We start from the raw sequence: 16180 nt of genomic DNA on the forward strand, positions 1-16180 counted from the left end.
CCGGCACGAAATGTAACATCACGGTCGTGGCCACCGACCTCGCCGCAGACCCGGTACGCGACTGGGCCGACAGCGGAATCGCCTCCCTGACCGGCAGAGTCGACGGTCCCCCACTGCTTCCTCCCGGCCGTGCCGCCACTGTTGCGCGCGAGCGCTCCACGTGGATCGCCGCCGCCTCCGGGGGCGTCGTCGAGGTCGACGGTGCGCGCTTGTTGTCCGAGCGTGCCGCGTTCACCGGTCATCGTCGCGGTGGGGCGGTCTCGGCCGGAGGTGCGTGTCGTCTGCTGCCGACGATCGACGGGTGGGCGGCGGTCTCGTGCGCGCGTCCCGACGACCCGCTCCTGCTCGGCGCCCTGATCGGCGACGAGATCCCCGACGATCCGTGGCCCTCCGTCGCCGACTGGCTCGTCGAACACACCGGGGCGGAGCTGGCCGAGCGAGCCGAACTGCTCGGGATCGCGGCGGGTCCTGTCGTCCACGGCGTCGCCGCTCCGCTGACGCCGTCGGAACCCCGTTCGGTCGACGGGTTGCTCGTCGTCGACTTCAGCGCCCTGTGGGCCGGCCCGTTGTGCGCGCATCTGCTCGGTCTCGCCGGTGCGCACGTCGTCAAGGTCGAGACACCGTCGCGGCCGGACGGTGCGCGTCGCGGCAATGCCGACTTCTACCGGCTCCTGCACGGCGGACACGAATCCGTCGTGCTCGACCCAAACGATCCCACGCAGCGACGCGAACTCGCGGAACTGGTGGCAGCGGCCGACATCGTGATCGAAGCGTCGAGACCGCGGGCACTCGCCGGTTTCGGCCTCGACGCGGTGAAGGCCGTCGACGACGGCACCACGTGGATCTCGATCACCGCGCACGGACGGGGTTCGCACCGCGTGGGTTTCGGCGACGACATCGCGGCCTCCGCCGGCCTGATCGCCTACGACGCAGAGGGTCCCGTCTTCGTCGGCGATGCGATCGCCGATCCCCTCACGGGTCTCACCGCCGCTGCGCTGGCCATGTCGGCGCCACCCGACGGGCGCGGAAAGCTCTGGGACATCTCGATGTCCGCTGTCGTCGCGGCGACTCTCGACGAACCCACGGCCATCTCGCAACCCGCCATCCGCGAGGGCGAGCAGTGGGTGCTGCAGACAGCGGACGGTGGCGTTGCCGTCACCGAACCGCAGAAGCGTGAAATCTCCGGTGACGTCGCCGAATCCGGACGCGACACCCAGCGCGTGCTCACCGATCTGGGCATCCGGTCGTGAGCGTCCTCGTCGTCCGCGACGTCGAGATCGACGGCGTCGGCGGAACCGATGTCCTCATCCGCGACGGAGTCGTGACAGCCATTGGGTCGGACGTGCCGGTGCCCACGTCTGCGGACGTCGTCGACGGCCGTGGAGGCGCACTGCTTCCGGGCCTGCACGACCACCACATCCACCTGCACGCTCTCGCGGCCGACCGCGCATCGGTCCGCTGTGGTCCGCCTGCCGTCCGCACCGCCGACGAACTCGCCCGCACACTCGCACGCGCGGCCGGCGACGGATGGATCCGGGGCGTCGGGTATTCGGAAGACGTTGCGGGTCTGCTGGATTCCATCTCGCTCGATGCGTTGCACGCCGAGCGTCCCGTGCGCATCCAACATCGCAGTGGCGCAGTGTGGTTCCTGAACTCCATTGCCGCCGGGCTCACGGGCCTCGCGACCGCTGATCACCCCGGTGTCGAACGCGACGAGAAGGGACATCCGACAGGACGGGTATGGCGCGCCGACACATGGCTCCGCGACCGGCTACCCGACACCGGCCCTCCGTCGCTCGCAGATGTGGGCGTCGAACTGGCGTCCTACGGCATCACCGGCCTCACCGACGCGACGCCCGACCTCACCCCGTCGACCCTCGAACACCTCCACGCTTCCCACGTCGACGGATCAGTCCCGCAACACATCCGACTTCTCGGTGCACCACTGGATTTCGTCGACTCCGAGACGTTCGCCGCCGGCCCGTACAAGATCGTGCTCGCCGACTCCGGACTGCCCGACCTCGACGACCTCGCGACGACGATCCGCCGCGCCCACGATGCGGGTCGCGGGGTGGCGGTGCACTGCGTCAGTCGCGAGGCGTTCGCGATCCTGCTCGCCGTCCTCACCGAGGTGGGCACCGTCCCCGGCGACCGCATCGAACACGGCGCCCTCATCCCGGCCGAGTCGATCGACGACCTGAGGCGCCTGGGCCTGCAGGTCGTCACCCAGCCAGGCTTCCTCACCGACCGCGGCGACGCCTATCTCCGCGACGTGCCCGCCGTCGACCTGCCCGACCTCTACCGTTGCAGGAGTCTCCTCGACGGCGACGTGCCGGTCGCGCTGTCCAGCGACGCCCCTTACGGCCCCGCCGACCCGTGGGCGGTGATCTCCGCCGCGGTCTCCCGCACGTGCCCGACCGGTGAGGTCGTCGGAGTGGACGAACGCATCCCTGCCGCGACCGCGCTCGACCGGTATCTGGCCCCGCTCGACGATCCCGGTGGTGCTGCCCGTCGCGTGCGGGTCGGCGCGCCGGCCGATCTCGTCCTGCTCGACCGCCCCCTGGCCGAGGCCCTCGCAGCACCGACCGCAGATGCGGTCCGCGCGACCGTCATCGCCGGTCGCGTCGTCCACCACGCCTGATCCGCTACAACTTCGGCCATCCTGACAACCAACGACATTGCCGTAGCAGATGACCAGGACGGTAGCGGATACGGCCATCAGGGCACGGTCCACGTGTTGTCGCCCCGCAACAACTGCTGCAGGTCGGCGGTACCGGCCTCCTGCGCGGTCCGCACCCTGGCGCGCTCGGCGTCGTCGTAGGTCGTCCGCGCGACCTGCCGCACGATCCCCGTGACGACGTAACGCAGGTCCTGGTCCGACAGCCGCGACAGTGCGTACGCGTACTCGGGGTCGTCGGTGTGCGCGTCGTGCACGACGATGTCGGCGGCATCCACCTCGGAACGTTGCACCACCCGCAGGCCGAAACCCTTTCTGACGACGCACAGCTCGTCGTCGACCCCGAAGACGATCGGTTCGCCGTGCCGCAGCGGGATCAGATGCGACGGCGCTTCGTCCTTGCGCAGCACGTCGAACGAGCCGTCGTTGAAGATCGGGCAGTCCTGCAGGATCTCGACGAACGCCGCACCGCGATGGTGCGCTGCCGCGCGCAGGACCTCCGTCAGCCCGGCGCGGTCGGAGTCGAGAGCACGTGCGACGAAGGACGCTTCGGCGCCGAGCGCGAGTGAGAGGGTGTTGAACGGCGCGTCGACCGACCCGCCGGGTGAGGACTTGGTGACCTTGCCGACCTCCGAGGTGGGCGAGTACTGCCCCTTGGTGAGGCCGTAGATGCGGTTGTTGAACAACAGGATCCGCATGTTCACGTTACGGCGCAGGGCGTGGACGAGATGGTTGCCGCCGATCGACAGGGCGTCGCCGTCGCCGGTGACGACCCACACCGACAGATCGGGGCGCGTCACCGCGAGACCGGTCGCGAGAGTCGGGGCGCGTCCGTGGATCGAGTGCACACCGTAGGTGTCGAGATAGTAGGGGAACCGCGACGAACAGCCGATGCCGGAGACGAACACGAGATTCTCGCGCCGGACACCCAATTCGGGCAGCAGGCTGCGGACCGTGGCGAGGATGACGTAGTCGCCGCAGCCCGGACACCACCGCACCTCCTGGTCGGAGGTGAAGTCCTTCGCCTTCTGCGGGTCCTCCGTGCGGGGCACACCGTCGAGTGCGTCGGTGTGCGGGCGGAGTCCGAGATCGTGGCCGAGGAGTCCGGTCATGCTCGTGCCCTCTCTGCTGTGGGATCGAGTTTCGTCGAGGAGGCGACCGCGGCCGGCGTCCGGAATCGTTCGGTGTCGGCGAGTGTTCCGGCGAACTCGGCCTCGATGGCGTCGTGGAGTTCGTCGGCACGGAACGCCATGCCCGCCACCTTCGTCACCGGCTGGATATCGGCGTCGAACCGCGACCGCAGCAGGAACGACAGCTGGCCGAGGTTCATCTCGGGGACCAGCACGCGCCGGTAGCGGCCGAGCACGTCGCCGAGATTCTTCGGCATCGGCGCCAGGTGCCGGAGGTGCGCGCGGGCGACGACATGCCCCGATCGCCGGGCGCGGCGCACGGCTTCGCCGATCGGCCCGTACGACGAACCCCAGCCGAGCACCAGTACCTCGGCGTCGCCGGTGGGGTCGTCGACGTCGAGATCCGGGACGTCGATGCCGGCCACCCGCGCGACCCGCAGTCGGGTCATCAACTCGTGGTTGGTGTGGTGGTACGAGATGTCGCCGGTGCCGTCGGCCTTCTCGAGTCCACCGATCCGGTGCTCACGACCTGCGGTTCCGGGTATCGCCCAGTCGCGGGCGAGGGTGTCGGCATGGCGAGCGTAGGGCTGGTAGCCGGGGTCGTCGTCGCCCGGCGCCCCGGCGAAGCGCGGATCGATGCGCGGCAGGTCGTCGATGTCGGGGATCCGCCACGGTTCGGATCCGTTGGCGATCGCGCCGTCGGACAACAGCATGACCGGGGTGCGGTAGGTGATCGCGATGCGCGCGGCCTCGAGTGCCGCGTCGAAGCAGTCGGCGGGCGACTGCGGAGCGACGATCGCGACGGGTGATTCGCCGTTGCGGCCGAACATCGCCTGCATCAGGTCGGCCTGTTCGGTCTTCGTCGGCAAGCCTGTGGACGGTCCGCCGCGCTGGACGTCGACGACGATCAGCGGCAGCTCGGTCATCACCGCCAGACCGATGGCCTCGGATTGCAGGGCGATCCCCGGGCCCGACGTGCTGGTGACGCCGAGCGCACCGCCATAGGATGCGCCGATCGCAGCGCCGATACCCGCGATCTCGTCCTCGGCCTGGAAGGTGTGCACGCCGAAGCGTTCGAGCCTGCTCAGTTCGTGGAGGATGTCGGAGGCCGGAGTGATCGGGTAGGTGCCGAGGAAGACGTCCATCCCCACCGCGCGACCCGCCGCGACGAGTCCGTAGGCGAGGGCGGTGTTGCCGGTGATCTGCCGGTACATCCCGGGTGGCAGCGACGCGCGGGCCACCTCGTAGGTCGTGGCGAACGTCTCGGTGGTCTCCCCGTAGTTCCAGCCGGCGCGCAGAGCGAGGACGTTCGCGTGCGCGATGTCGGGCTTCGACGCGAACTTGCGCCCGAGGAACGTCTCGACCGGCGCGATCGGCCGCCCGTACATCCACGACAGGAGACCGAGCGCGAACATGTTCTTCGAGCGCTGCGCGTCCTTCTTGCCGACGCCGGCGGGCTCGACGGCTCCGGCGGTGAGCGTGCTCATCGGCAGGGCGTGGACGGTCAGGTGCTCCACGGCGTCGGTGCCGAGCGGATCGGCGTCGTAACCCGCCTTGCTCAGGTTCCGTTTGGTGAACTCGTCGCTGTTGACGATGACGGTGCCGCCTCGGGGCAGGTCTCCGACGTTGGCCTTGAAGGCCGCCGGGTTCATCGCGACCAGCACGTCGGGCCGGTCGCCGGCGGTGAGGATGTCGTGGTCGGCGATCTGGATCTGGAAGCTCGAGACCCCGGGAAGAGTTCCCTGAGGTGCGCGGATCTCGGCGGGGAAGTTGGGTTGTGTGGCCAGGTCGTTGCCGAAGGCGGCCGCCTCGGCGGTGAACCTGTCACCGGCGAGTTGCATGCCGTCGCCGGAGTCGCCGGCGATGCGGATGACGACCTGTTCGAGTTTCGCGCTCGACGCCATGCGCTCCATCGTGGCCCTCACGCGCGCATGTGCAACCGTTTCTCCCGAAAATTTCTGCTCATCCGCTACAAGATCGGCTTTCCGCTACGGCAATTGCCAGCAATCACCGCAGCGGAAAGCCATTTCTGTAGCGAACGCGTCAGGACCTGACGGTGTCGCCGATGTCAGGACCTGACGGTGTCGCCGATGTCAGGACCTGACGGTGTCGCCGATGTCAGGACCTGACGGTGTCCCCGACGAAGCTCAGCGCCTGGGGCCACGACACGGCGTAGGCGTCGGCGTTGACGGGGTTGCCGTGCCGGCCGCGGGAGGAGAAGCCGTGTTCGGCACCCGGGTAGACGTGGGTGATGGTCGCGCCGGTCTCGCGCTGTTGCAGCGTCGCCTGCAGGTCCGCGAAGGTCTCGGCGCTCATGATCGTGTCGGCGCCGGCGTGCAGCACCATGACGGGTGCCGCGACGCGACCTGCCTGCTCGACGGCGTCGATCGTGTGGTTCGGGGCGGGCGGCACCGCGATCGACGGGTGGTAGGCCACGACGTTCGCGACCCGCGTGTCGCGGGCGCCGAGGATCAGGGCGAGACGTCCGCCGAGGCACCATCCGATCACGCCGACCTTCTCCAGGCGTAGTTCACCGAACGCGTGGTCGAGCAAGATCGCCATTTCCGCGAGGCACTTCTCGTCGTCGAGACCGTGCATCAACTCCATGAGCTCCTCGCGCGAGGTGTCGTCGGCGCTCGGTCCGTGCCAGGGGTCCCAGACGAGCGCGGTCACACCGGTTCCGGCGATGTCGTGCGCGTACTCGCGGACCTGGGCGTCGATGCCGGTGATCATGGGCAGCAACAGCATTCCTCCGGTGGCACCGCCGAGCGGCCTGGCCAGATAGGCGCGCAGACCTGCGATGTGAACGAATTCTGCCTCGATGTCGGTCATCGACCGTCCTTCCACTTGCGTCGTTTGTTCGTCATGATCTTCGTACGAAGTCGTTCAGCGGGCAGCGCATCCACGCGTCGCTGCAGCTCAGGGACCGCCCGTCCCACCCACCGAAAAAATGAGAACATCATTTCCGTTTTACGGTATCGTTCCTCTCGTGCACCGGCGGACGCTCGGAGCACAGCAGACGGCTCGCTCGAAAGGGATACAGGCAGATGGCTCGCACCGTATTGGTCAGTGGTGGCACCGGCGGCCTCGGCAGCGCCGTGACGAAACATCTCCTCGACACCGGATGGCGGGTCGTGGTGCCGTGGCTGGTCCGTGACGAGCTCGAGCGCGTGGGCACGCATCCGAACCTCCAGCTCGTCCAGGCCGACCTGTCCGACGAGCAGCAACTCGAGGACGCCCTGAACCTGGCGTGCGACGACCCCGACGCTCCCCTCTTCGGCGTCGTCAACCTCGTCGGCGGTTTCACCTCGGGACCGCGGGTGCACGAGACCCCGATCGAGGTGCTCGACTCCCAGCTCGACCTCAACCTGCGCACCGCCTATTCCGTCAGCCAGGCGGCGCTGCCCCACCTGATCCGCCGCGGCGGTGGATCGATCGTCTGCATCTCCACCGCCGCGACGCTCAACCCCTTCCCGGGCGGCGCCTCCTACATCGCCTCCAAGGCGGCGGTGTCGGCGCTGGTCGAGACGATGGCGCTCGAGTACCGCGACGATCACATCCGCGTCAACGCGCTGCTGCCGGTCGTCATCGACACCCCGGCCAACCGCGCCGCGATGCCCGACGCCGACACGAGCCGCTGGTCGAAGCCGGCCGACATCGCGAAGGTCATCGAGTTCCTGATCTCCGATGCGGGCGCCTCCATCACCGGTGGTCTGATCCCCGTCACCAACGTCGGCTGACAGCGTCAGGCCGACTGGAGGCGACCGAGTTTCATCGAGCGTTCGAACGCCCGCCGTTCGGCGTAGTTCATGCCGCCCCACACGCCGTGCGTCTCTCCGGTGCGCACGGCGTGCGCTCGGCACGCGTCGATCACCGGGCAGGAGCGGCAGACCTCCTTCGCCTGCCGCTCGGCCCGGAGCACCGCACCGCGGCCGTCCTCGGGCTGAGGGAAGAACATCGACGTGTCCACCCCGCGGCACCGCGCCGCGACCACCCAATCACGGTCGCCGGATCCGTACATCGCCGCCTCCTTGCCCATCGGGCCATCGCGGACCCGCACTCGTCGAACGAGTATTTGTACGGCCATTTTTCGGTACCCGGCGGTGATCGTCAATCGCTGAGCAGCACGAATCCATCAGAATCGACGATGCCAGTCGCTTCGGATACCTATAAGCACCGGACGCTATGGCCGCACATTTGACGAGCGGACGGGACAGGGCGGATCAGCCGACGATGCCGGCCTTCTTCAGACCAGCGATCTGCTCGTCGGTGAGCCCGAGATCGGCGAGCACCGTGTCGGTGTGCTGACCGAGACCCGGAACCGCACCCATGGGCAGTTCGACGTCGCGGAAGTTCATCGGCGGCAGGATGCCACGCACCGGGCCCGCCTCGGTCTGCACCTCACGCCAGCGGTCGCGCGTCGCGAGCTGGGGGTGTTCGATGAGCCCGCGTAGATCCCGCAGCTGCGCAGCCGGCACACCGGCATCGGCGAGCTTCTCGTCGAGCTCTGCGCTCGTGAACTGCTTGGTGGCCTGCCCGACCAGCGCATCGACCTCCTCGCGGCGACGCACCCGCTCGAGATTGGTGGCGTAGCGCGGATCGTCGCCCAGTTCGGGCATGCCGAGCACATCGGTGAGCGTGCGCCAGCCCCGGTCGTTCTGCACGCCGATGAGGATCTCGCCGTCCGAGGTGGGGTACTTGTCGTACGGCGCGATCGACGTGTGCGACAGACCCATCCGCGGCACCTGGCGTCCCTGGTACATCTGCAGGTACATCGGGTAGCCGAGCCATTCGGCGGTCGCATCGAACATCGACACGTCGATCGTCGCGCCGACGCCGGTGCGGTGCCGGCGCAGCAGCGCCGCCTGGATCGAGGTGAGCGCGTACATACCCGCGGCGATGTCCGAGGTGGGGATGCCCGTCTTCACTGCCGTCTCGGGCGTGCCGGTGATCGAGCACAGGCCCGTCTCGGACTGCACGAGCATGTCGTAGGCCTTGCGGTCGCGCATCGGTCCGTCGGTGCCGTATCCCGACATGTTGACCACTACCAGTTCCGGGTGGTCGGCACGCAGGTCGTCGGCACCGAGTCCGAGACGCTCCACCGCGCCGGGTGCGAGATTCTGCAGGAAGACGTCGGCGCCGCTGATCAGCTTCTTCACCGCGTCGATGCCCTCGGGCGACTTGAGGTCCACGGCGAAGGACTCCTTGCCGCGGTTGAGCCACACGAAGTGGGCGGCCAGTCCCTGCACGGCGCTGTCGTAGGCGCGGGCGAAGTCGCCGTCGCCGACGCGTTCGACCTTGACGACCCGGGCGCCGAGATCCGCGAGATGGCGCGTCGCGAGGGGCGCGGCGACCGCCTGCTCGAGGCTCACCACGGTGATGCCCTCCAGCGGCAGGCCTGCAGAAACCTCGACCTCGCTCCGATTGGTTCCGTCGCTCGTCACCCTGTGTGTCCTTTCGCGTCCGCGGTTCCCGTCCGGCGTCGGTGTATGTCTACCAGGCCGAACACCGACTCCCCGGTAATACCTCTGGGGTATCGATCTGCGTTCCATTGGGTATTGGACTGGAAAGCCGAGCCCTGCCACTCTCTGATGAGACGCAGACCACATTCCACCCGCCTCGTCGGGGGCGTAAGAGACGGAGGGCGCATGAGTTCGTCCACACCCACCGATCAGGAGATCGCGAAGAAGGCCCGCAAGGCCGGCATCGCCTCCTTCATCGGCACCACCATCGAGTGGTACGACTTCTACATCTACGGCACGGCCGCCGCGCTGGTGTTCGGCCAGATCTTCTTCTCGGACGAACTCTCGAGTGGCGTCGCGACCCTCCTCGCGTTCGTCACCCTCTGGGCCGGCTTCCTCGCCCGCCCGCTCGGCGGCGTCATCTTCGGCCATCTCGGCGACCGCATCGGACGCAAGAACACCCTCGTCATCACGCTCGTCATGATGGGCATCGCGACGGTGGGTATCGGCCTGCTCCCGACCTACGCACAGATCGGGATGTGGGCGCCGGTCCTGCTGGTCTTCCTGCGCATCGTGCAGGGCGTCGCGGTCGGCGGCGAATGGGGCGGTGCCGTCCTCATCGCCAGCGAGAACGCCCCGAAGGGCAAGGGAATCCTGTATTCGGCGTTCGCGCAGCAGGGTTCGCCCGCCGGCAACCTGCTGTCGACGATGGCGTTCTTCTTCCTCGCCGCGCTGCCCACCCCGCAGTTCATGATGTGGGGCTGGCGTATCCCGTTCCTGCTCTCGGGCGTGCTGGTCGTCATCGGCATGGTGATCCGCCTCAAGCTCGAGGAATCGGACGCGATGAAAGCCGTTCTGGCACGCAAGAAGACCGTCAAGCTCCCGATCAAGGAAGTGCTGCGCAAGCACTGGGTCCTGGTCCTGCTCGGCGCCGGCGCACTGCCCCTCGCCCAGGTGACCTACTTCAAGAACACCTTCGCGCTGTCGTGGGCGACGAGCGAACTCGGTTACGAGCGCGGCACCTTCCTCGCGATCATCGCCATCGCCCTCGTCGTGCAGTTCATCGTGCAGCCATTCGGTGCCGTGCTGGTGTCGAAGATCGACATGCGCAAGGCCATGCTCCTGATGATCGTCCCGGAGCTGTTCCTCATGCCGGCGATGTTCTTCGCGATCCGCACCGAGACCTTCGCGATCGCTGTGATCGGTATGTGCCTCGCGACGATTCCGCACTCGATGTTCTACGGCGCGATCGCCGGCATCCTGGCCCGCGCCTTCCCGGCGAACATCCGCTACTCGGGCCTGTCGCTCGCCTACCAGCTGTGCTCGCTGATCGTCGGCGGTGGCACCCCGGTGCTCGCCCAGTACCTGCTCAACACGTCCGGCGACGTCACCGGCGTGGCCATCGCGGCGGCCTGCTACGCAGCGGTCTCCCTCGTGTGCACCCTGGCACTGCTCAAGCGCACCGGATACGACCCGAAGGCACCCTCGGTCGCCGAGAAGTCCGACGCCGACGAACTCGCCCTCGAGCAGTCGGAGGCGGCCGAGCGCGACCGCCGCACGCCGGGCACCGAGGACACCCCTCGCTCCGACGACACCCCACGAGATCGCGTCCATGCCTAGGACGGATCCTTCGCACTCCGGGCCGGCCGGCGCAGTCGCCGGCCGGCCCCGGTCACTCCGGAGTCGGCAGCGCTTCCTCGGAGAGGCGGAGAACCTCTCGCAGCGCGGCACTGTCGTCGTCCTCCCGCCACACGAGCCGCACGTCGAGCGGCTCGGGATGATCGGCGAGAGGGACGAACACGACTTCGGGGTTGATGACGTTCGCCGCGACCGACGAGACCGTCATCGAACATCCCACCCCGGCCGAGACCAGGGCGATCAGCGACAGCGAATCCGGGGCGCTCTGAACGATTCTGGGTGTGAAGCCGACGTCGTGGGCGAGACGGAGCAACAGCTCGCGCAACATCGATCCGGGTTCGGCGGGCAGCATCACCCACGCCTCGTGCGCGAGGTCCTCGAGCCGGACCTCCTCACGGTCGGCGAGCGGGTGTTCCTTGGGCAGCGCCACGACGAGGTTCTCGCGGGCCACGACGCGCGACGCGATCCCCGGTGGGAAGAACAACAGGCGCACGATGCCGATGTCGAGCTTGCCCGCGGCCAGTTTGTTGAGCGCCTCGCTCGCGTACGCCGAACTGTCGAGCACGAATTCGATACCGGGATGGGTGCGCCGCACGAGCTTCGCCCACCGACCCACGAGATAGTGCGAGGACGAACCGGCGAAACCGATACGGACCCTGCCGGTCTGACCCGACCCCGCGGCGGTCACCGCCATCTCGGCCAGCCGGCAGGCGTCGAGGATGTTCCGGGCCGGCTCCACGAGCGCGCGACCGCTCTCCGTCAACCGCACGCTGCGGGTGTTGCGTTCGAAGAGTTCGGCACCGAGTTCCTTCTCGAGCCTGCGGATCGTGCGGCTGAGCGGCGGCTGGGCCATGTGCAGCCGTTGCGCCGCCCGACCGAAATGCAGTTCCTCCGCCACCGCCAGGAACGCCTTCACCTGCTGGATCTCCACCCGTCGATTATTGCGCCTGCGGGCGCCTGATATCCGACACCGAATTACCGACCACACGGAGGACGACCGGTATGCCGGACAAACTCATGACCATGCGCGAGGCGATCGCCACCTATGTCGAGGACGGCATGACCGTTGCCCTCGAGGGTTTCTCGCACCTCATCCCGTTCGCCGCGGCGCACGAGATCATCCGGCAGGGCAGGCGCGACCTGACGTTGTGCCGCATGACCCCCGACATCATCTCCGATCAGCTCATCGCCGCCGACTGCGTCTCGAAGCTCGTCGCCTCGTTCTTCGCCAGCGGCTCGGCCGGTTCGCTCTACGAGATCCGCCGGCGCATCGAGGACCACGACCCTGTCTCACTCGAGGTCGAGGAGTACAGCCACTACGGCATGGTCTGCCGCTACCAGGCCGGCGCGGCCGGGCTGCCCTTCTTCCCGCTGCGCTCGTATGCCGGCAGCGACCTGCCGAAGATCAACCCGAACATCCGGCTCGTCGAGGACCCCTTCGGCGGTGGCAGCGTCTACGTCGTGCCTCCACTGAACCCGGACGTGACGATCATCCACGCCCAGCGCGCCGACCGCTCCGGCAACGTCCAGATCTGGGGCATCGCCGGTGTGCAGCAGGAAGCGGTCTACGCCGCGAAGAAGGCCATCGTGGTGGTCGAGGAGATCGTCGACGACGACGTCATCCGCTCCGATCCCAGCCGCACCCTCGTCCCCTCGCACGCGGTGGACGCGGTGGTGCTGAGCCCGCGCGGAGCGCACCCCTCCTACGCGCAGGGCTACTACGACCGCGACTGCGCTTTCTACCGCCGCTGGACCGCGATCAGCAAGGACCCCCAGCAGCTGCGCACCTGGTTGAAGGAATGGGTCCTCACCACCGCCGATCACGCCGAATACCTCGAGAAACTGGGCGAGGAGTACTGGGCCGACCTCGAGGTCGCGCCGCGCCCCTCCGGGACCGTCGACTACGGGAGCCGTAAGTGACCGCCACCGAAACCTTCTCCACCACCGAACTGATCGTCTCCGTCGCTGCGCGGGCCCTGGCCGGCAAGGCCCGGGTCTTCGCCGGGGTGGGTCTGCCCACCCTCGCCGTCGACCTCGCCGCCCGCACCTCCAACCCCGACGTCGAGCTGATCTACGAGTCCGGGGTCTGCGGTGCGCACCCCGAGGCGATGGCCGAGGGCATCGCCGACTCCGTCGTGGTCTCCGGCGCCGAATCCGTGGTGTCCATGGCGTCGCTGTTCGGGTACGTGCTGCAAGGCGGCAACGTCGACGTCGGCTTCCTCGGTGCGGCGCAGATCGACCGCTACGGCAGCCTCAACACCAGCATCATCGGTGACTGGGACAAGCCCACCGTGCGTCTGCCGGGCGGCGGCGGAGCCGTCGAGATCATGCCCAACGCCGGCGAGGTGTTCGTGATCATGCGACGCCACGATCCGAGCGCCTTCCCCGCCGAACTGGACTTCTGCACCACCCCGAGCCCGGTGCGCGCCCGCGAGGCCGGCGTCGGCATCATGCCCCGCGGCCGCGGCGTGACGAAGGTGTTCACCAGCTTGGGCGTGCTGTCGCGGCAGGATCCCTTCGACGAACTCGAACTGACCAGCATCCACCGCGGTGTCACCGTCGACCAGGTCCGCGCCGCGACCGGCTGGGATCTGAAGATCTCCGACGAACTGACGCTGACCGAGGATCCCACAGCCGAGGAGATCGACCTGCTGCGCAACGAGATCGACAAGGTCCGCCTGTATCTGCGGTGATCCCGTCGACGTGACCGACGTGGCGGCTGGCAGGATGTCCGCAGCGGACGATGCCCCGGATCCTGCGAGCCTGCGCGCGTCCGCGTGATGCCCGGCGGACGGACCGTCGCGTGATGCGGGAAGGCGGCACGTCATGCACGCGAGCGCGATCCACGACCTCGTGGACGGCACGGTCGTCGCGGCCGTGATGCCGTCGACCGTGGCGGACTCCGGCTCGGATCGGGGCGTCCCCGTCCTGATGCCCTTGACCGACCTCGCGCGTGGGTCGGTGGCCGGTCGCGCTGCCGTCGCACTGGTCGACGAGCACGAGGTGTTCGCCGATCCCGCGACGGTCCTGCGCGGGATCGCGGCCGTGCGCGAGCGCGGATTCGCCGTGGCGGTACGCATCGCGGAATCGGCGTCGCGCGCCACGGTGGTCCTGGCCCTGGTGGAACCGGAGGTGGTCGTCGTACCGGCCGAGGCACTCGTCGCATCCGATGTGCGGGCCGCCACGACCCTGCTGTCGTTGCGGGCCCACTGCGAGCGCACGAACTCCGTCGTTCTCGCCGAGGGCGTCGACTCCGACCTGCATCGCGAGGCGGTCCTCGCCCACGGCATCGGCTTCGGTTGCGGTGCAGCACTACACACTGTGGAGGGCAAGTCCGATCCTTCCTCGCCGCGCGGTGGGTTGTTCCGTGAACCCACCTGGAGCGCACCGCTCGACGATGCGACCGCCACGCCCTTCCGTATCCTGTCTGCCGGGCGGGAACGCGTGCGGAGCGGCAAGGGTCTGCTCGTGTCCATGAGCGCCGACCTCGAGGCGCGAGCCGGGGAGGCCGGCCCCGACACGGTCGCCCTCGGCACCTTCCAGCACCACGACCACTTCACGGGAGCCGCACGCAGGCGATGGATGTCGATGGCCGACACCCTCGCGCACGTCGCGGTCTTCGCGGTCGGCTTCGGCACGAGCGCCTCGGGCCCGGACCTCGTCCCGATCGAGCCGCACGATCCCCTCGTCGACGAGTGGAACGTCATCCTCCTGGGAGAGTCGTTCGCGTGCGCACTCTCGGCCCTCGACCTGCACCGTCGCACGGCCGGCGGCGAGCGGGAGTTCGAGTACGTCGTCTCCTACGACCGGGAGGCCGTCGCCCGCGCGGCGCGCGCGACCCTGTCCCGCCCACGACCGGTACCCGTGGAGATCCCACCGTCGTCCTGAGCCGCTCTCCCGCGGGTCACCCCTCGAAGCGCGCCAGGATGCTGTGGGCGCACCGGATCACGGTGCCGCGGTCGTAGGACAGCACGTAGTGGAACTCTCGGTCGAGATCCGCTGCGTCGGTGTGCATGTCGAGCGCGGCGAGCACGCACGCGAAGTGCGGGCCGAGGACGACGACGTTCCATTCGTCGACCATCGGATCGTTCGGGTCCAACGGCGCGTGGTGTACCGCGGAGTCGACGTAGGGATCGATTCCGACGCCGTAGACCCCGGTGTAGGCGACTTGTTCGGCGAGCTGCGCCCATCGTGCCCGGGAGGTCGGGGTGAAGTGCTCGGCGCGCTGGAATGTGCCGAGCACGATCGTCTCCGGTCCGGCTCCCACCGCGTTGGTCTCGAGCAGCTTGCTCATCGACACCAGAAGTCGCTTGAAACTACGTGTGCGCCTGCGCCCTTCGGATGCCAGAGCGAAGGGGGTGAGTTCGGGGTCGTCCGGAGCGGCCGGTCGCGGACGCAGCGACATCGGTTCGACATCCGAATCCGCTTGCGCGGGATCCCCGGTCGATCCGACTGCCGGATACAGCGCGCCCATTCCGTATTCGGCGGCCAATCCCAGAGCGCGGCGGCGATGCAGTTCCGAATCGACACCCTGCGCGATGACGACCGCGCTGCTGGATTCGGTGTACGCGGCGACGGCGTGTGCGATCCTCGCCGTCGAGGCGTCGGCCGCACGCGCGATCAGGGCCGGCGACGTGATGATCACATCCGGTTCGACGAGCGGCAGCAGCGCGAGGGCCTGGACACGCGCTCCCACACCGTCCACCGCGACGAGCATGCCGGCGGTGCGCGCCGCCGCGATGGTGCGCAGCGTCCTGGCAGGGGCGGCGATCAGCGCCTGTTCGGTGATGAGCACGACCGTCGTCGGGCTCCGGCGGTCATCGAGCGCGCCGAGTTCGTCGAGGGAATCGAGATCGAGGGTGACCAGATGCGGCACGGCCGACTCGACGTGCCGGCCGGCCCTGCGCCATTTGATGCGGTCCAGCTGCGACTTCTGGTGCATGGCCCGGGCGGCCTCGCTCAGCGCGGTGGCGTCGTGCAACGATGATCCTCCCGGACCACGCAGTTGCAGTTCGACGGCGGACAGCGCACCGCTGCCGAGCCGGTGGATGGGGGCGAGCTCCGTCTCCACGGTGAGGCCGCCGAACGCGGCCTCCGCGTCGGCGGCAGCGTCGGCAGGAACAGCGCTCATGAATCCAGCATCCCATCTCCGGGCACCGATCGTCCGCTCGGGCCGACGGAGTCGAGACATAGGACATTTTCGCAGTTCAGACGGATGCGTTATCGAACCGTGATTTTGCGTTACCGTTCCGTTACCGGACGGGTCGTCGGGA

At 68.6% G+C, this 16180-nt stretch carries 14 protein-coding genes; 7 read left to right on the forward strand and 7 right to left on the reverse strand.

Translation table 11 applies throughout. From position 1 onward, the window contains the following. Nucleotides 1-26: 26 nt before the first annotated feature. Nucleotides 27-1250: a CoA transferase gene (locus ACWPOC_RS10745; RefSeq protein WP_455408601.1), complete on the forward strand. Its 1224-nt coding sequence runs from the start codon at nucleotides 27-29 to the stop codon at nucleotides 1248-1250. Next, nucleotides 1247-2641: an amidohydrolase family protein gene (locus ACWPOC_RS10750; RefSeq protein WP_455408602.1), complete on the forward strand. Its 1395-nt coding sequence runs from the start codon at nucleotides 1247-1249 to the stop codon at nucleotides 2639-2641. The genes ACWPOC_RS10745 and ACWPOC_RS10750 overlap by 4 nt, the downstream gene beginning before the upstream one ends. Nucleotides 2642-2718: 77 nt before the next feature. Here ACWPOC_RS10750 and ACWPOC_RS10755 read toward each other — a convergent pair whose 3' ends face one another. From ACWPOC_RS10755 to ACWPOC_RS10765, 3 genes are all read right to left on the reverse strand, one after another. After that, a complete protein-coding gene (locus tag ACWPOC_RS10755) occupies nucleotides 2719-3789 on the reverse strand; it encodes a 2-oxoacid:ferredoxin oxidoreductase subunit beta (protein WP_230790579.1) in 1071 nt (356 codons plus the stop codon). Beyond that, nucleotides 3786-5720, reverse strand: coding sequence for a 2-oxoacid:acceptor oxidoreductase subunit alpha (locus tag ACWPOC_RS10760; protein WP_455408731.1), 1935 nt, complete (start codon nucleotides 5718-5720; stop codon nucleotides 3786-3788). Before ACWPOC_RS10760 ends, ACWPOC_RS10755 begins: the two co-directional genes overlap by 4 nt. Nucleotides 5721-5925: 205 nt before the next feature. Continuing rightward, complete coding sequence (locus ACWPOC_RS10765; RefSeq protein WP_455408603.1) at nucleotides 5926-6639, reverse strand: dienelactone hydrolase family protein; 714 nt, start codon at nucleotides 6637-6639, stop codon at nucleotides 5926-5928. A gap of 215 nt (nucleotides 6640-6854) precedes the next feature. Between ACWPOC_RS10765 and ACWPOC_RS10770 the strand changes: the two genes are divergently transcribed. Further along, nucleotides 6855-7547: an SDR family NAD(P)-dependent oxidoreductase gene (locus ACWPOC_RS10770; RefSeq protein WP_016692368.1), complete on the forward strand. Its 693-nt coding sequence runs from the start codon at nucleotides 6855-6857 to the stop codon at nucleotides 7545-7547. Between the two features lie 5 nt (nucleotides 7548-7552). On the opposite strand, the gene ACWPOC_RS10775 is transcribed toward ACWPOC_RS10770, so the two are convergent. Then, nucleotides 7553-7828 (reverse strand): WhiB family transcriptional regulator, encoded by a 276-nt coding sequence (locus ACWPOC_RS10775; protein ID WP_301951975.1) that lies wholly within the window; start codon nucleotides 7826-7828, stop codon nucleotides 7553-7555. A gap of 202 nt (nucleotides 7829-8030) precedes the next feature. Next, nucleotides 8031-9251 (reverse strand): CaiB/BaiF CoA transferase family protein, encoded by a 1221-nt coding sequence (locus tag ACWPOC_RS10780; RefSeq protein WP_455408604.1) that lies wholly within the window; start codon nucleotides 9249-9251, stop codon nucleotides 8031-8033. A gap of 204 nt (nucleotides 9252-9455) precedes the next feature. Here ACWPOC_RS10780 and ACWPOC_RS10785 point away from each other — a divergent pair, with 204 nt between their 5' ends. Further along, nucleotides 9456-10889: an MFS transporter gene (locus tag ACWPOC_RS10785; protein WP_455408605.1), complete on the forward strand. Its 1434-nt coding sequence runs from the start codon at nucleotides 9456-9458 to the stop codon at nucleotides 10887-10889. Between the two features lie 52 nt (nucleotides 10890-10941). Here the strand turns inward: ACWPOC_RS10785 and ACWPOC_RS10790 are convergent, their stop codons facing one another. Further along, entirely contained in the window at nucleotides 10942-11838 is an 897-nt protein-coding gene (locus tag ACWPOC_RS10790; RefSeq protein ID WP_271039180.1) for a LysR family transcriptional regulator, read from the reverse strand. A 71-nt stretch (nucleotides 11839-11909) separates the two neighbouring features. On the opposite strand from ACWPOC_RS10790, the gene ACWPOC_RS10795 reads away from it, so the two are divergent. The 3 genes from ACWPOC_RS10795 to ACWPOC_RS10805 all read left to right on the forward strand — a co-directional run bounded on the left by ACWPOC_RS10795 (nucleotide 11910) and on the right by ACWPOC_RS10805 (nucleotide 14795). Next, nucleotides 11910-12827, forward strand: a complete 918-nt coding sequence (locus ACWPOC_RS10795) for a CoA transferase subunit A (protein ID WP_455408606.1) — start codon at nucleotides 11910-11912, stop codon at nucleotides 12825-12827. Then, complete coding sequence (locus tag ACWPOC_RS10800; protein WP_455408607.1) at nucleotides 12824-13600, forward strand: CoA-transferase subunit beta; 777 nt, start codon at nucleotides 12824-12826, stop codon at nucleotides 13598-13600. Before ACWPOC_RS10795 ends, ACWPOC_RS10800 begins: the two co-directional genes overlap by 4 nt. A gap of 133 nt (nucleotides 13601-13733) precedes the next feature. Next, the gene (locus ACWPOC_RS10805; RefSeq protein ID WP_455408608.1) at nucleotides 13734-14795 is read left to right on the forward strand and encodes a DICT sensory domain-containing protein; all 1062 of its coding nucleotides are present in this window, start codon (nucleotides 13734-13736) and stop codon (nucleotides 14793-14795) included. A 16-nt stretch (nucleotides 14796-14811) separates the two neighbouring features. Here ACWPOC_RS10805 and ACWPOC_RS10810 read toward each other — a convergent pair whose 3' ends face one another. Next, complete coding sequence (locus tag ACWPOC_RS10810; protein WP_120280447.1) at nucleotides 14812-16038, reverse strand: EAL domain-containing protein; 1227 nt, start codon at nucleotides 16036-16038, stop codon at nucleotides 14812-14814. Nucleotides 16039-16180 lie beyond the last annotated feature (142 nt).

The sequence above is a fragment of the Rhodococcus sp. 5G237 genome (assembly GCF_053764735.1).

What these genes read in the sequence shown, in the direction of transcription:
- ACWPOC_RS10775 (WP_301951975.1), bottom strand. Translation starts at nt 7,828, where the DNA reads ATGTACGGATCCGGCGACCGTGATTGGGTGGTCGCGGCGCGGTGCCGC.
- ACWPOC_RS10765 (WP_455408603.1), bottom strand. Translation starts at nt 6,639, where the DNA reads ATGACCGACATCGAGGCAGAATTCGTTCACATCGCAGGTCTGCGCGCC.
- ACWPOC_RS10810 (WP_120280447.1), bottom strand. Translation starts at nt 16,038, where the DNA reads ATGAGCGCTGTTCCTGCCGACGCTGCCGCCGACGCGGAGGCCGCGTTC.
- ACWPOC_RS10770 (WP_016692368.1), top strand. Translation starts at nt 6,855, where the DNA reads ATGGCTCGCACCGTATTGGTCAGTGGTGGCACCGGCGGCCTCGGCAGC.
- ACWPOC_RS10785 (WP_455408605.1), top strand. Translation starts at nt 9,456, where the DNA reads ATGAGTTCGTCCACACCCACCGATCAGGAGATCGCGAAGAAGGCCCGC.
- ACWPOC_RS10760 (WP_455408731.1), bottom strand. Translation starts at nt 5,720, where the DNA reads ATGGAGCGCATGGCGTCGAGCGCGAAACTCGAACAGGTCGTCATCCGC.
- ACWPOC_RS10795 (WP_455408606.1), top strand. Translation starts at nt 11,910, where the DNA reads ATGCCGGACAAACTCATGACCATGCGCGAGGCGATCGCCACCTATGTC.
- ACWPOC_RS10805 (WP_455408608.1), top strand. Translation starts at nt 13,734, where the DNA reads ATGCACGCGAGCGCGATCCACGACCTCGTGGACGGCACGGTCGTCGCG.
- ACWPOC_RS10755 (WP_230790579.1), bottom strand. Translation starts at nt 3,789, where the DNA reads ATGACCGGACTCCTCGGCCACGATCTCGGACTCCGCCCGCACACCGAC.